The sequence below is a fragment of the Stenotrophomonas sp. STEN029 genome, from assembly GCF_056760015.1.
The window spans coordinates 1-14977 of sequence record NZ_JBRREC010000024.1 but is presented as its reverse complement, the minus strand read 5'-3'; the positions used below and the strand labels follow the sequence as shown (position 1 = coordinate 14977).

General features: G+C 64.3%; 12 protein-coding genes and 2 tRNA genes. 13 read left to right on the top strand and 1 reads right to left on the bottom strand.

What is annotated here, in order from left to right; genetic code table 11:
- Window positions 1-4 precede the first annotated feature (4 nt).
- The 13 genes from ACVOLI_RS07625 (at window position 5) to istB (ending at window position 13186) form a co-directional block, all read left to right on the top strand.
- Window positions 5-427, top strand: coding sequence for an ExbD/TolR family protein (locus ACVOLI_RS07625; RefSeq protein ID WP_481534139.1), 423 nt, complete (start codon window positions 5-7; stop codon window positions 425-427).
- Window positions 424-2169, top strand: coding sequence for a lipid A export permease/ATP-binding protein MsbA (msbA, locus tag ACVOLI_RS07620; protein WP_481534138.1), 1746 nt, complete (start codon window positions 424-426; stop codon window positions 2167-2169). The genes ACVOLI_RS07625 and msbA overlap by 4 nt, the downstream gene beginning before the upstream one ends.
- The gene (gene lpxK, locus ACVOLI_RS07615; RefSeq protein ID WP_481534137.1) at window positions 2169-3191 is read left to right on the top strand and encodes a tetraacyldisaccharide 4'-kinase; all 1023 of its coding nucleotides are present in this window, start codon (window positions 2169-2171) and stop codon (window positions 3189-3191) included. Before msbA ends, lpxK begins: the two co-directional genes overlap by 1 nt.
- A 36-nt stretch (window positions 3192-3227) precedes the next feature.
- Complete coding sequence (gene kdsB, locus ACVOLI_RS07610; protein WP_481534136.1) at window positions 3228-4001, top strand: 3-deoxy-manno-octulosonate cytidylyltransferase; 774 nt, start codon at window positions 3228-3230, stop codon at window positions 3999-4001.
- A complete protein-coding gene (locus tag ACVOLI_RS07605) occupies window positions 3998-4489 on the top strand; it encodes a low molecular weight protein-tyrosine-phosphatase (protein ID WP_481534135.1) in 492 nt (163 codons plus the stop codon). The genes kdsB and ACVOLI_RS07605 overlap by 4 nt, the downstream gene beginning before the upstream one ends.
- Window positions 4486-5901, top strand: coding sequence for a hypothetical protein (locus tag ACVOLI_RS07600; protein WP_481534134.1), 1416 nt, complete (start codon window positions 4486-4488; stop codon window positions 5899-5901). Before ACVOLI_RS07605 ends, ACVOLI_RS07600 begins: the two co-directional genes overlap by 4 nt.
- A complete protein-coding gene (gene uvrC / locus ACVOLI_RS07595; protein ID WP_481534133.1) occupies window positions 5898-7745 on the top strand; it encodes an excinuclease ABC subunit UvrC in 1848 nt (615 codons plus the stop codon). Before ACVOLI_RS07600 ends, uvrC begins: the two co-directional genes overlap by 4 nt.
- Before the next feature lie 7 nt (window positions 7746-7752).
- Window positions 7753-8367 carry a CDP-diacylglycerol--glycerol-3-phosphate 3-phosphatidyltransferase gene (gene pgsA, locus ACVOLI_RS07590; RefSeq protein ID WP_481534132.1) on the top strand — a complete coding sequence of 205 codons (615 nt, stop codon included), beginning with the start codon at window positions 7753-7755 and terminating at the stop codon, window positions 8365-8367.
- Window positions 8368-8415: 48 nt separating this feature from the next.
- Window positions 8416-8491, top strand: a tRNA-Gly gene (locus ACVOLI_RS07585).
- Window positions 8492-8551: 60 nt separating this feature from the next.
- Window positions 8552-8627 (top strand) — tRNA-Gly (locus ACVOLI_RS07580).
- Between the two features lie 224 nt (window positions 8628-8851).
- On the top strand, window positions 8852-10789 hold the full coding sequence (locus tag ACVOLI_RS07575) for a tyrosine-type recombinase/integrase (protein ID WP_014744326.1): 1938 nt from the start codon (window positions 8852-8854) through the stop codon (window positions 10787-10789).
- A gap of 119 nt (window positions 10790-10908) precedes the next feature.
- Window positions 10909-12408: an IS21-like element ISPa36 family transposase gene (gene istA / locus ACVOLI_RS07570; protein WP_003097546.1), complete on the top strand. Its 1500-nt coding sequence runs from the start codon at window positions 10909-10911 to the stop codon at window positions 12406-12408.
- Window positions 12395-13186: an IS21-like element ISPa36 family helper ATPase IstB gene (gene istB / locus ACVOLI_RS07565; RefSeq protein ID WP_003097544.1), complete on the top strand. Its 792-nt coding sequence runs from the start codon at window positions 12395-12397 to the stop codon at window positions 13184-13186. Before istA ends, istB begins: the two co-directional genes overlap by 14 nt.
- A 212-nt stretch (window positions 13187-13398) precedes the next feature.
- On the opposite strand, the gene ACVOLI_RS07560 is transcribed toward istB, so the two are convergent.
- Window positions 13399-14628: a TolC family protein gene (locus ACVOLI_RS07560; RefSeq protein ID WP_481534131.1), complete on the bottom strand. Its 1230-nt coding sequence runs from the start codon at window positions 14626-14628 to the stop codon at window positions 13399-13401.
- Window positions 14629-14977: the final 349 nt, after the last annotated feature.

Below are 14977 nucleotides of genomic sequence, written 5' to 3'. Positions count from 1 at the left end.
GCCCATGCGGATTGGTAGCAATCGCACCCAGGATGAACCGCATATCGATCTGGTGCCCTTGATCGACGTGATCCTGGTGCTGATCATTTTCTTCGTGGTCACCACCACCTTTGATGCGCGTTCGACGCTGCAGGTGCAGTTGCCCACGGCCAGCGACCAGAAGACCAGCGCGCCGCAGACTTCGCTGAGCGTGCTGGTCAATGCCGATGGCCGCTACTTCGTCAACGACCAGGAAGTGCTGCGCACCGACATCGAATCGTTGAAGCAGATCATCGCCCAGTTGGCTGGTGCCGACCGCGAGCAGAGCGTGCTGCTGCGTGCTGACGCGCGTACGCCGTACCAAGCTGTGGTCACTGCGCAGGATGCCCTCGGTCAGCTCGGTTTCCGCCGGATCGCGATTGCAACCGCACCGGAAGCCAAACAATGAGTGACAACGACTCGGCCTGGAAGATCTACAGGCGCTTGCTTGCCTCCGCCAAGCCCTATCGGCCGCTGTTGTTGATGGCGGGCCTTGGCATGTTGATCGAGGCGGCCGCAGGCAGTGGTTTCCTGGTCCTGATGAGCCCGATCACCAATAGCCTGGTGAACCCGAAAGACATCAACCAATGGATGCCTTTGGCTGTCATTGGGTTGTTCCTGTTGCGTGGTGTGGCTGGCTATCTGACCGATATCGGCATGGGCAAGGCCGCACGCAGCATCGCCCGTGATTTCCGGGTGCTGGTGCTGGGCAAGTACCTGCGGCTGCCTGGACAGCGTTTCGATTCCGAGCCGGTGCCATCGATGTTGGTACGGTTGGGCTCGGACAGCGATCAGGTGGCGCAGGCTGCGATCGATGCGATGAAGGTCGTGCTGCAGCAATCGCTGCAGGCATTGGGTTCGTTGGCGGTGATGCTGTACTACAGCTGGCAGGTAACCCTTGCGATCTTCGTGCTGGCACCGCCATTGGCCTGGGTGATGAACATCGTCGCCAAGCGCTACCGGCGCATCAGTCATCGCATCCAGGAAAGTGGCGCGGATCTTCTGCAGGCTGCCGATCAGGCCTTGTCCAGCCAGCAGGAAGTGAAGATCTACGGTGCGCAGCCGGCTGAGCTGGACCGCTATACCGGGTTGGCCAACACCAACCTGCGGCTGGCGATGAAGGTCGAAGCGACGCGCAGCATTTCTTCCAGCATGGTGCAGTTGATCGGTGCGGTCGGCTTGGCCGCGCTGTTGCTCATCGCAGGGCATGAGGCCGCTGCCGGGCGTTTGACGGTGGGCGACTTCGTTGGTCTGCTGATGGCGATGCTGGCGATCATTCCGGCGCTGAAGCAGCTGACCAACGTACAGAACATGACACAGCGAGGCATCGCGTCCGCACAGCGCCTGTTCCACGTACTTGATTCCAAGGACGAAGTGGACGCGGGCAACCTGCCGCTGCAGCGCGCCAATGGCCTGCTGGAATTCCGCCACGTCACCGCCCGCTATGCGGGGCAGGCCAAGCCGGCGCTGGAAGACATCAGCTTCATTGCCAAGCCGGGCACGGTAACCGCCATCGTTGGTCGCTCGGGCAGTGGCAAATCGACCTTGATCAAGCTGATTCCGCGTTTCTATGAGATCGAGGCCGGCGAAATCCTGCTCGATGGTCACCCGTTGCGGGACTACAAACTGGCCGATCTTCGCCGGCAGATCGCCCTGGTCGGCCAGCAGGTCACCTTGTTCAATGGCAGCATCGCCCAGAACGTGGCCTACGGTGAGTTGCAGGAGCGCAGCGCCGAACAGTTGCAACAGGCAATCGACGGTGCCAATGCCAGCGAATTCGTCGAGCAGTTGCCACAGGGCGTGGATGCGCCGGTCGGTGCCAAGGGCGGTCGCCTGTCCGGCGGGCAGCGCCAGCGTCTGGCCATTGCCCGCGCAATGCTGAAGGACGCACCGATCCTCATCCTCGATGAGGCAACCGCTGCGCTGGACAACGAGTCCGAGCGGCTGGTGCAGGATGCGCTGCAGAAGCTGATGCCCGACCGTACCACACTGGTTATTGCCCATCGTCTGTCCACCATCGAGCACGCGGACCAGGTGCTGGTGATGGACCAGGGGCGCATCGTCGAGCGTGGCACCCATGCCGAGCTGCTTGCCTTGGGCGGTGTGTACGAACATCTGCACAGCATGCAGTTCCGCGATAGGCAGGAATGATGGCCAAGCAAGGACCGCAAACGCCGGCCTACTGGTATGGCGATGCACCGGTGCCGCTGGCGGCACGACTGGTGGCGCCGCTGTATGGCGCGATAACCGGCCTGCGCCGCAGCCTCTACCGCCGTGGCTGGCTGCGTGCCCGGCAGGTACCTTTGCCGGTGATCGTGGTCGGCAATATCACTGCCGGTGGTACCGGCAAGACACCGTTGACGATTGAACTGGTCAACCGTCTGCGTGAAGCGGGCTGGAAACCCGGTGTCGCCAGCCGCGGTTATGGCCGCGACGAGGCTGATACTGCGCGCTGGGTCACCGCCGATATGGACGTGGGCCTGGGCGGGGATGAGCCGGTGCTGATCGCCTGGAAGACCGGCGTGCCGGTACGGGTAGACAAGGACCGGGTCGCCGCGGCCAAGGCGCTGCTGGATGCCGGTTGCGATGTGGTGGTCTGCGATGACGGTCTGCAGCACTACCGCTTGGCGCGGGATATCGAAATCGAAGTGGTGGATGCAGTGCGCCGCTATGGCAACGGACGGTTGCTGCCGGCCGGGCCGCTGCGCGAGCCGGCCTCGCGCGCCGCGCAGTGTGACTTCCGCGTGGTCAACCTTGGGCAGACCAGTGATGCGCCCACTCAGGCAGGTGACTCCGGTTTCGGTGAGTGGGCGATGCGTCTGTCCATTGAATCGGCGCGGCCACTGAAGGGCGGTCGCGACAAACCCTTGAAGACATTTGCCGGCCTGCGCGTGCACGCGGTGGCAGGCATCGCCAATCCGCAACGGTTTTTCCAGATGCTGCGCAGCCGCGATATCGGCGTGGTGCCGCATGCCTTTGCCGATCATCATCGTTACACGCCGCAAGACCTGTCCTTCGGCAGCGAGTTGCCGGTATTGATGACCGAAAAAGACGCGGTCAAATGCCAGGGCTTCGCTACCGCGTGGCACTACGCCGTGCCGCTGCAGGCTGAGTTGCCGGCAGCATTCTGGGTGGCCCTGCTCGACCGTCTGGGTAAGCTGTCCCGCGGTTGATGCATGCTGTTGTCGTACGTGTTGGAAGGAGTTGAGATGAGCAGGGTTCCCGAATTCGTGGTGGCCATTCCGGCCCGCTATGCCTCCACCCGCTTGCCGGGCAAGCCGTTGGCGCTGATTGCCGGGGAGCCAATGGTGCTGCACGTGGCGCGTCGCGCGTTGGACGCGGGCGCCCGCGAGGTGTGGGTGGCCACCGATGACGCGCGGATTGCGGAAGCGGTGGCGGGATTGACCGGCATCCATGTGGCGATGACCGACCCCGCGCATGCCTCCGGTACCGACCGTCTTGCCGAATGTGCGCGCCAGGCTGGTTGGGCCGACGATGTGATCGTGGTGAACCTGCAGGGTGATGAGCCCTTCGCCCCGGCGGCAGGCATCCAGGCAGTGGCGACAATTCTTGCCGACAGCGGCGCGCCGATGGCGACGCTGGCAACGCAGGTGGAGGATGCCCAGACCTTGTTTGATCCCAACGTGGTCAAGCTGGTGCGGACTGCGCAGGGCGATGCCCTGTACTTCAGCCGCGCGCCGATTCCGTGGCACCGCGATGGCTTCGCCGTCAGTCGTGATGTGCTGCCGGCCGGCCAGTGGCTGCGGCATATCGGCATCTATGGCTACCGGGCCGGTTTCCTGCAGCAGTTCGCCGGCATGCCGCCGGGTAATCTGGAGCAGATCGAATCGCTGGAGCAGCTACGGGTGCTGGAGGCTGGCTTCCGTATCGCGGTGGGCTTGTCACCCGCGCCATTCCCGCCGGGTATCGACACCGCGGAAGACCTGCATCGCGCCGAGGCGCAGATGAGGGCGGGGCAATGAAGCTGCTGGTGGTCTGCCTGGGCAATATCTGCCGCTCGCCGATGGGTGAAGGGGCTTTGCGCGCGCGGATTGTCGAGGCGGGGCTGGGCAGTTGGGTGCAGGTCGATTCGGCTGGAACCTCGGGCCATTGGCATGCCGGGCGCAGCCCCGATCCGCGTGCCGTTGCCTGTGCCCGCCAGCATGGGGCGGACATAGCCGCCCAGCGGGCCCGCCAGCTGCTGGCCGAGGATTTCGAGGAATACGACCTGATCCTGTGCGCGGATGCCGACAATCTGCGTGAGGCCCGGGAGCTGGCGCCGGCCGGGTTCGAGGCGCGTGCGGTGTTGTGGCTGCCGTGGGCAGGCATTGACGGGGCCGATGTGGTGCCGGACCCCTATTACGGTGATGTGGGAGATTTCGAGCACAGCTGGGCGCTGCTCGATACTGCGGCCCAGGCCACAGTGCGCCGCCTGTCGCGGCGCGACGACTCCGGCATAATCCCGGCATGAACGAAAACCGTGTAACGGAACTGCCCACCTCCGGCATCTGGCTGAATGCAGCGCCGGCGACCTTGCAGGACATGCGCGGTCGCCCGCTGGTACTGGCCTTCGTCAATGGCGCCTCGGTGTGGTGCATGCAGCGGCTGGCCGAGGTCATGCGCTGGCAGGCGCGCAACCCCGGTCGGGTGCAGTTGCTGGTGGTACAGGTGCCGCGCTTCGAGTTCGAACGCGAACCGCAGCAAGCCTTGAAGCTGCTGCGCCGGCAGGGTATCAGCGCGCCCATCGTGCTGGACGCGCAGTGGGATGCCTGGCGCCGGTTTGAGGTGCAGTCCTGGCCAACCCTGCTGCTGCTCGATGCTTACGGGCAGGAGCAGGAGCGGCTGGTGGGCGCGACTGGTGATCTGGAACGGGCCTTGAACAGCCTGGGCGAGGGCATGATGCGTCCGCTGGACGACGATGCCTACGGCATCCGTGAGATCAACGCCGAGCCTCGTCTGCCGCTGTTGTTCCCGGGCGGACTGGTAGCCACGGCAGATCGCCTGTATGTGGCCGACACCGGCCACCATCGAATTCTCGAATGCAATCATGACGGCCGCGTTCTGCGTCAGTTCGGCCTGGGCAGCGCCGACCTGATCAATGGCGGTACCGGCGAGGCGGCGTTCAATCGCCCGCAAGGCTTGGCCTTGGTGCGCGAGATACTGTACGTGGCTGACACCGGCAACCACGCCCTGCGCAGCATCAACCTGATCAGCGGGCAGGTCGGGACCTTGTGTGGCAATGGCCGTGCCGGTGATCCTCGCGCCGGCGTGCTGGCCCAGCCCTGGGACAGCCCGCTCAATCACCCTGCGGCAGTTGCGGTGGCGGACAACCAGGTCCACATCGCGATGGCCGGTGACAACCACATCTGGAGCTATGACCTGGGCACGCGCGAGCTGCGCTGGCGGGCGGGTGCCGGTGTGATGGAAGTGCGCGACGGCAGTGGTCACCTGGCGGCGTTTGCGCAGCCCAGCAGCCTGGTTGCGGTCCAGCAGACGCTGTATGTCTGCGACGCGCTGGGTTCAGCAATCCGTTCGGTGCAGTTGCGGGGGGATCTGGTGCAGACGCTGGTCGGGCAGGGGCCATGGGAGTCGGGCAATGTCGATGGCCCGCGCCTGCGCGCACGGCTGCAGTACCCGTTGGCGCTGGCGATGGGGCCGGATTCGCCGCTGCTGTGGATTGCCGATGCAGGCAATGGCTCGCTGCGTACCTTGCGGCTGGGCGGTGGTGACCTTTCGACCGTCAATCTACCGCGTCGTCTGCATGGCCCTGCCGCGTTGGCTGTGGCGGCCGGTGCCATCTGGATTGCCGAGGCTGACGCGCATGCCGTGTTGCGTTTTGATCCACTCAGCGGCGAACTGAGTGAAGTGCCGATTGAAGGATGACCGCCGTAGTTGCCAATGAATTCGATGGCAAGGCCTTCGCTGCGGCACTGAGTACCGCACCAGGTGTGTACCGGATGTACGCTGCCGATGACACCTTGCTGTATGTGGGCAAGGCCGGCGCGCTGCGCAAGCGCGTAGGCAGCTACTTCAACGGCTCGCCGAAGAGCCGGCGCATCATGATGATGCTGTCGCAGGTGGCACGGATGGATGTCACCGTGACCCGCACCGAGTCAGAAGCGCTGCTGCTGGAAAACCAGCTGATCAAGTCGCTGAACCCGCGTTACAACGTCTCGCTGCGTGATGACAAGACCTACCCGCAGGTGCTGCTGACCCGCGAGCAGTGGCCGCGGATCGCCCTGCATCGTGGCCCGCGTGCGATACCGGGCCGCTATTACGGGCCGTATCCGGGCGTGGGCGCGGTGCGCGAAACGCTGAACCTGATGCACAAGCTGTTCAAACTGCGCAGCTGTGAGGACAGCGTGTTCCGTAACCGCTCGCGGCCGTGCCTGCAGTACCAGATTGGTCGTTGCAGTGCGCCCTGCGTGGAGCTGGTGCCACAGGCCGAGTACGATGAGTCGGTGCGGCGCGCGGCGATGTTCCTGGAAGGCAAGAGCGATCAGCTCGCCGAAGAACTGATGCAGGCGATGCAGCAGGCCAGCGACACGCTGGAGTTCGAGCGCGCCGCGCGCTTGCGTGATCTGGTGGCCTCGTTGCGCAGCATGCAGAACCGCCAGTACGTGGATGGGCGCGCAGCCGATCTGGACGTGCTGGCCTGTGCAACCCAGGGTGCCAGCGCCTGCGTGATGCTGCTGGCCTTCCGCGATGGCCGCAATCTGGGCACGCGCGCGTTCTTCCCGCGCACCAATGGCGAAGACAGTGCCGAAGAAGTATTGGCGGCGTTTGTCTCGCAGTATTACGTCGAACATGAGCCGCCCGCCGAAGTGCTGCTGGATCGGCAGATTCCGGATGCGGAGATGATCGAGGCCGCGCTGAGCGCATCGGCCGAGCGCAAGGTCGCCTTGAAGTGGAACGTGCGCGGCGAACGCGCCGGCTACGTGGAACTGGCAAGTCGCAACGCGCAGATCACCCTGGTCGCCGAGATGGACAGTGCGGGCGCACAGCAGGCGCGCAGTGAGGCCGTGCGCGAGATGCTGGGCCTGGCCGAGCCGGTCAAGCGCGTGGAGTGCTTCGATATCAGCCACACCATGGGTGAGGCCACAGTGGCCTCCTGCGTGGTGTTTGATGCGGCCGGCCCGGTGCGCGCGCAGTACCGGCGCTACAACATCAGCGGCATCGAGCCGGGCGACGATTACGCCGCCATGCGCCAGGCCATCGACCGACGTTTCCGCCGCGCGGTGGAAGAGGGTGGGGTGCTGCCGGACGTGTTGTTGATCGACGGTGGTGCCGGACAGTTGGCGCAGGCACAGGCAGCGCTGGCTGACCTGGGCGTGGAAGGGGTGATGCTGGTGGGCGTGGCCAAGGGCGTGGAGCGCCGTGCCGGCCATGAAGCACTGGTGCTGCCCGATGGCCGCGAGTTGCGCCCCGGCGCCGCGTCACCGGCCCTGCAGTTCATCCAGCAGGTGCGTGACGAGGCCCATCGCTTTGCCATTACCGGCCACCGCGGGCGTCGCCAGAAGGCGCGCATGACCAGCAAACTCGAGGATATTCCCGGTATCGGCCCGCGTCGGCGCGCCAGCCTGCTCAAGCATTTTGGCGGTATCACCGGCTTGAAGGCGGCGGGCGAGGCTGAAATCGCCCGCGTGGAAGGCATCAATGCCGCCCTCGCTGCGCGTATCTACGCTAACCTTCATGGTCTGTCGGTACCCGATCCGGCGGCGGAGTAATGTTGTAATGAAATTGACCATCCCCACCTGGCTGACGCTGCTGCGGATCTTGATGATCCCGGTGCTGGTGCTGGTGTTCTACCTGCCTTATGCCTGGACCAATTTCGCCTCGGCGGCGATCTTCGGCCTGGCGGCGATCACCGATTGGCTGGACGGCTGGGTGGCGCGCAAGTACGAGCAGCATTCGGCGTTCGGCGCGTTCCTGGACCCGGTGGCGGACAAGTTGATGGTGGCGGTGGCCTTGTTCCTGATCGTGCAGGGGCACCCGACGCCGTGGATGGCGTTCTGGGCGGCGGTGATCGTCGGCCGTGAAATCGCGGTGTCGGCATTGCGTGAGTGGATGGCCGAGATCGGCCAGCGCGCCAAGGTGCGGGTGGCGATGATCGGCAAAGTCAAGACCACCGCGCAGATGGTGGCGCTGCTGTGCCTGCTGTACTCGGTGTCGCCCAATACCTCGTACAAAACCATCTGGATGGGCGAGCCGGTTTTCCACATTGGTGACTGGATGTTGGCCATCGCCGCTTTGCTGACTCTGGTGTCTGCACTGCAGTACCTGCGAGCTGCCTGGCCGAGCCTGCGTGAAGACGAAAAAGCCGCAAGGAATGGTGCAGTTAAAAAGTGAACAGGCTGTTGACACTGCGCCCAATGCATGTAGAATTTCGCCTCCCAAGCGGGAATAGCTCAGTTGGTAGAGCGCAACCTTGCCAAGGTTGAGGTCGCGAGTTCGAGTCTCGTTTCCCGCTCCAGTTTCAAACATCGATCCGTGTTCATTCGTGGCTTGATGAGTAAATAGATGTAGCAAGCCTGCGGGAATAGCTCAGTTGGTAGAGCGCAACCTTGCCAAGGTTGAGGTCGCGAGTTCGAGTCTCGTTTCCCGCTCCAATTTATGATCTACAGACTTCCACTGACGTCTGTAAGTCATTGAAAAGAGGAGCTTCGGCTCCTTTTTTCATTCCAGCGAAAGCCACGAAAGTCCACTGACAGCCACCATTTTTGAGGCCAAAAACAAGGCCAAAGAATGCGGGTCGTGCCGGTTCCGGGTTGTTGCTGGGGTTGGATCGGGATGACAAGCAGCATCGGGCCTAAGTCCAAGACTTAGGAGCTTGATGATGACACTCTCTGATCTGACCGTGCGGCAAGCCAAGGCCGCCGAGAAAACCTACAGCATCCCCGACACCGATGGCCTCGGCCTGGTGGTCGCCCGCACCGGCGGCAAGTCGTGGCATTTGCGCTATTACTGGCTCGGCAAGCAAAAGCGCATCTCCCTGGGGAACTACCCCGAGATCGGTTTGCGCGAAGCGCGCACCTTGCGCGACGAAGCCCGGGCGCTTCTGGCAAAGGGCGTCAACCCCCATACCGATCGGAAACAGAAGCGACACGCGGTCAAGCTTGCGGCCGACTACACCTTCAAGGCCGTCTTCGATGCGTGGGTCGAGCATCGCCGCAAGGAAATCAAGGAGGGCAGGAACAGCACGCTGTCGCAAATCCTGCGGATCTTCAACAAGGACGTGCTGCCTAGCCTCAAGCAGATGTCGATCTACGACATTCGCCGGCCCCAACTCCTGGGCGTCCTGGCGAGGATCGAGGAGCGCAAGGCGTTCACCACTGCCGAGAAGGTCCGCACCTGGCTGGGGCAGTTGTTCCGCTATGCCCTCGTCATCGTGGAGGGGCTGGAAGCCAATCCGGCCTCCGACCTGGACGTGGTGGCCGAGCCCAAGCCCCCGGTGAACCACAACCCCTACCTGCATCTTCCGGAGCTTCCCGAGTTCCTGCACAAGCTCAGGCTCTACAACCCTCGTGGTTGGCAGACCCAACTCGGCATCCGGCTGCTGTTCCTGACCGGCGTGCGTACCGGCGAGCTGCGGCTGGCGACCCCGGACCAGTTCGATCTCGACCGTGGCCTGTGGATCATCCCGCCGCAGATCGTCAAGCAACTCCAAGACGAGATGCGCAAGGCCGGCAAGCGCCCGCAGGACGTTCCGCCCTACATCGTGCCGTTGTCCGTGCAGGCCATCGAGATCGTGCGCTACCTGTTGGGTGTGATGAGGCCGGCCCAGGTCCATCTGCTCACGCACCGCAGCGAACTCAAGAAGCGCATCAGCGAGAACACCCTCAACGCGGCCTTGAAACGAATGGGCTACGAGGATCAACTGACCGGTCACGGCATCCGCGGAACCATCTCGACGGCGCTCAACGAGATCGGCTATCCCAAGATTTGGGTGGACGCGCAGCTTTCGCACTCGGACCCGAACAAGGTGAGTTCGGCCTACAACCACGCCAAGTATGTTGAGCCGCGCCGCCGGATGATGCAGGACTGGGCGGATCGTCTCGATCTGCTCGAACAGGGCCAAGTGGAAGCGGCCAGCGCGCACCTCACGATCCATATCGAGGGCGTGCCGGCCATGGCAGAGGAGGACAAGCCCAACACCATCGTCGCTGCTGCTTCTGCGGCATCCGTTCCGCCTGTGGTGGCCGAACCCATCGTCGTGACGCCAAACGACGGGGGAATCACATTCCAGCGACTGTCGCAGGTACCACCGCCCCCGACGCATGCGCCAGAGCCGGAGGTGTCTGTCATCCAGCGCGAGCGCGAGGAAATGCTGGTCATCTACGAATCGCCGAGCAGTCTGCCGGTCCCGCTGTTCGGCAAGTTGGCCGGGAAGTCCAAGGACCAGATCAACCGCGAGCTGAAGGCGGGCAAGCTGCTGTCCATCAGCTTGGGCAACCGCGGGCAACGCGTGCCCGACTGGCAGCTGGTACCCCTCAAGCACAAGCTGGCACAGGTGCTCATGAACCAGTGCCCGCATGCGGATCCGTGGGACCTGTACCGGATGCTGACCCGCCCACATCCGGACCTGGGTGATCGCGCAGCCATCGACATCGTGACACCAGGAAATTTGGGCATGGTCGTGCGGGTCATCGCGGGCACCCAGCAGCAGCCAAACAGGCCCGGACCTGACTCGTCTGTGCAAGGTATTCCAGAGGAGACTCGCCAGCGCATTCAACGGTTGCTAAATGATGCGGCAATGCTCGAAAGTGCCTGACGCTGTTGGCGCGCATCCAGAACTGACCCACTTTCGGCGGTGATGCGCGGGTAAAACTGACCCACCTGAAGCCCACATCCTGAGCATCTTTTGCTCGGGGGATTTCAGGAGTGATCACCATGGTCATGTTGGCCAAGATCCGGCGGATGCATTTCCGCGATGGCCTGCCGCTGCGCGAGATCGCCAAGCGCACGGGCCTATCCCGCAATACCATCCGGCGATGGCTGCGCAGCGGCCAGTCCGAGCCGGTCTATCCCAGGCGAGCCTCGCCCTCCCGGCTCGATCCCTACCGGTCCCAGTTGGAGACGTGGCTGCGTGCCGACAGCCATCGTCCCCGGCGGGAACAACGCACCGCCAAGGTGCTGTTCTCGCAGTTGCAGGCGATCGGCTATCCGGGCACCTACACCCGGGTGACGGCCTTCATCCGCCAGTGGAAGGCGGCCGGCGGCGCCAGCCGCCGCCCGGCCTTCGTGCCGTTGCACTTTCCTCCGGGTGAAGCCTTCCAGTTCGACTGGAGCCGCGAGTACGCCTTCGTCGGCAGCCACGCCAAGATGCCGCTGGATCTCGCCCACGTGAAGCTGGCCTGCAGCCGCGCCTTCTGGTTGGTGGCCTATCCCACCCAGAGCCACGAGATGCTGTTCGATGCTCATACCCAGGCGTTTACCGCCTTCGGTGGCGTGCCGCGCCGCGGCATCTACGACAACATGAAGACGGCGGTGGACGGGATCGGCCAGCACCGGGAACGGCGGGTCAACGCCCGCTTCCACGCCATGACCAGCCACTACCTGTTCGCCGCGGAGTTCTGCAACCGCGCCGCGGGTTGGGAGAAGGGGCGGGTCGAGAAGAACGTGCAGGACCGGCGCCGACAGATCTGGATCGAGGCCGGGGCCCGCCACTGGCCAGATCTGGACACCCTCAATGCCTGGCTCGCCAGCGAGTGCCGCGCCGCTTGGCCGATGCAGGCGCATCCGGATGCCTCCGACATCACCGTGGCCGAAGCTCTGGAGGACGAACAGCCCCACCTGATGCCGATGCCCGCGCCCTTCGACGGCTACATCGAGCGGCCGGTGCGGGTCAGTTCGACCGCGCTGGTCAGCTTCCAGCGCAACCGCTACAGCGTGCCGTGCGAACACGCCCACGCCGTCGCCAGCCTGCGCGTGTATCCCTTCGAACTGGCCGTGGTGGTCGGCGAGGCCGAGGTCGCCCGCCACCGGCGCAGCTTCGAGCGTGATCGGGTCCACTACGACTGGCAGCACTACATCGCCCTGGTCCAGCGCAAGCCGGGGGCACTGCGTGACGGCGCGCCGTTCCTGTCCATGCCCGATCCGCTGCGCAAGCTGCAGCAGGTGTTGCTGCGCCAGCCTCACGGCGACCGCGCCATGGCCCAGGTGCTGGCCGCCGTACCCGTGCACGGGCTCGAAGCGGTACTGGTGGCGGTGGAACTGGCACTCGAGTCCGGCCTGGTGCGCGCCGACCACGTGCTCAACGTGCTGGGGCGATTGCAGCATCCGGACCGCACGATCGAGACGGTCGCCTCGCGAGTGACGCTGCGTCATCCGCCGGTGTCCGATCCGGCCCGCTACGACGCCCTGCGGGAGGCAGATCATGTCGACGCCTGACCTGCCGCTGCGCATGCAGCAGCTCAAGCTGCACGGCATGGCCAGCCAGTGGCCCGAACTGCTGGCCAAGATGCGCCTGCACACCATGGAGCCCGAACACTGGATGGCCGAACTGCTGCAGGCCGAGTCCGCCGAACGGCAGGTTCGTGCCCAGGCCAACCAGATGAAGGCCGCACGTTTCCCCGTCCATCGTGACCTGCTCGGGTTCGACTTCGCGGCCAGTCCCGTTGATCGCGCACTGGTCGAACGACTCCACCAGGGTGACTTCATCCACACCCCCGAGAACGTCGTCCTTGTCGGTGGACCGGGCACCGGCAAGACCCACCTGGCCACCGCCATCGGCATCCAGGCCGTGCGCCAGCATCGCCTGCGCGTGCGCTTCTTCTCCACCATCGAACTGGTCAATGCGCTGGAGAAGGAACAGGCCCAGGGCAAGGCCGGGCAGATCGCCCTGCGCCTGACCTATGCCGACCTGGTCATCCTCGATGAACTGGGCTACCTGCCGTTCACCCCCTCAGGCGGCGCGCTGCTGTTCCACCTGATCAGCAAGCTCTACGAGCGCACCAGCCTCGCCATCACCACCAACTTGGCCTTCTCCGAATGGGGTCAGGTGTTCGGCGACGCCAAGATGACCACCGCGCTGCTGGATCGCATCACCCACCACTGCCACATCCTGGAGACCGGCAACGACTCCTGGCGGCTGCGCAACAGCACCGCCGCCAACAAGACCAAAGCCAGAATCAGGGCAAAGGAGGCCACCACCCAGACCACCAACTGATACCCTCAGCCCCGTACACCGGGTGGGTCAAAGTTCAACGCGCAGCCTGGGTCAGTTTTAAGTGCGCGCCAACAGACGTTGGCAGCGGGGGAGCCGCTGAGGTGGCCGGCGCGCCATTGGGCGACGCCCCATCCAACGGCAATACCGGCAGCAACCAGCGTCAAGCCGGCAAGGATGTTTCTCGAAGAGGTATTCATGGCGAGGGTCTCCACTCAGTCCGCGATCAGGCTGTTCAGTCGGGCGACGAGGCTGTCGCGCTGCGCTCCAAGGTCGATCAGACGCATGCGCGTCTCCAGCACCTGGGCGCGTGCACTGAGCACAGCGCTCAGGTCCCCCTTGGCGGATCGGTAGTTGCTCAATGCAAGCGCCGCTCGGTTCCGTACCAGTTGCAAGCCGGCGGTCTGCAGGCGGTCGATCTGGCTGTTCAACGCTTGGAGTTCGGCGGCGCTGTCGTCCAGCTCCTGCAAATGCCGCCGCGCCACGTCTTCGCGTTCGGCGTCCAGACGTTCCAACTCGTGCCGTTTTGCCTCGATCATGGGCACTTGGCGTCGATCCTTCTGCCAAGGCAGATCGAATGTCACCTGAAATGACACCATGTCGCCCCATCGGCGATCACGCCGGCTATAGGCTATCTCCCAGGCCCAATCGCCGCGGGTCTCTGATTGGGCTTCGCGGGACTCGGCCCGGGCCATGCTTTGCATCGCCGGATAGAGTTCAAGCTCCGCGTGATTCGCCAGTTCTGTGCGCAGTTGCGCGACGGGGCGAGTGAGCGGGCCTGGATCGCCTTGCAGTGCTTCGTCGGCCCTGGAGCCCACCCAGCGCCGCAACGCGGCCCTGGCCTTGGCCCGGTCCCGCTGTAGATCGTCACGGCGGTCCGTGAGTGTCAGCGCCTCCTGTTCCGCGACCAACAGATCGCCAGCCTGGGCGGTGCCGCCGGCGACGCGAGCGGGGAGACTGTCTTGCAGGCGCTGGTTCTCCGCGAGCAGTTCCGTCAGCAGTATCTCCCGTTGCTCCACCGCCTGCGCGGCGATCCACGCCAGGCTGAGTTCCTGGCGGATCTGCAATCGCTGCAAAACCAGCGCCGCGCGTTCTCGATCCACACGCGCCTGCGCGCTGGCGACCTGGGCGTCGCGCTTGGCCCTGTTGGGCACTTCCTGCATGAGCGCCAAGCGCTGCATCGTCATGGATTCGCGCGTCATGCTCCAGCGATCCATGCCGCTGATGGGGTAGTTTTCGATGCCGAGCGAGAGCTTGGGGTCGGGCAGCGAGCCTGCTGCCTTCTGCACGGATTCGGCGACGTTAACCTGCAACTGCTGCGCGCTTATGCGTGGGCTCTGCTGCTCCGCGATAAGGCGTGCCTCAGCAAAATCGAGGGCGTAGGCTACAGGCGAGACAAGCGCACTGCCCGCCAACGCGATGCTGATAGCTTTCAGACGATGCACTCGCATCGAGGCCGGCGTTGTGCCTCGGCCGTACGCCGACGGGCGCCCCTCGGGGGCGCCAAAAAAGGGAGTAAACATGGTTGTCCTCGGAATTGGTATTCACGAAATCACGTGGTCTGCCGCATCGGTGCGCGGCGAGCACGGACACATAAATCAATTCCGCAGGACTTGGAACGTGAGGTAGATCGGCGGAAAGCCCGCGCGGGGATTGGGAGGAATGTAGGTAACGTGCCGCCTGAGAACGTGTTCAAAGTCTCGCCCTCTTGATGTGAGAAGCTCGCTGGGTGAGAAAAGGCTACCCCAGCGACATCAAGCGCGAGCAGTTCGAGGTGATCCGGCCATTGCTGGA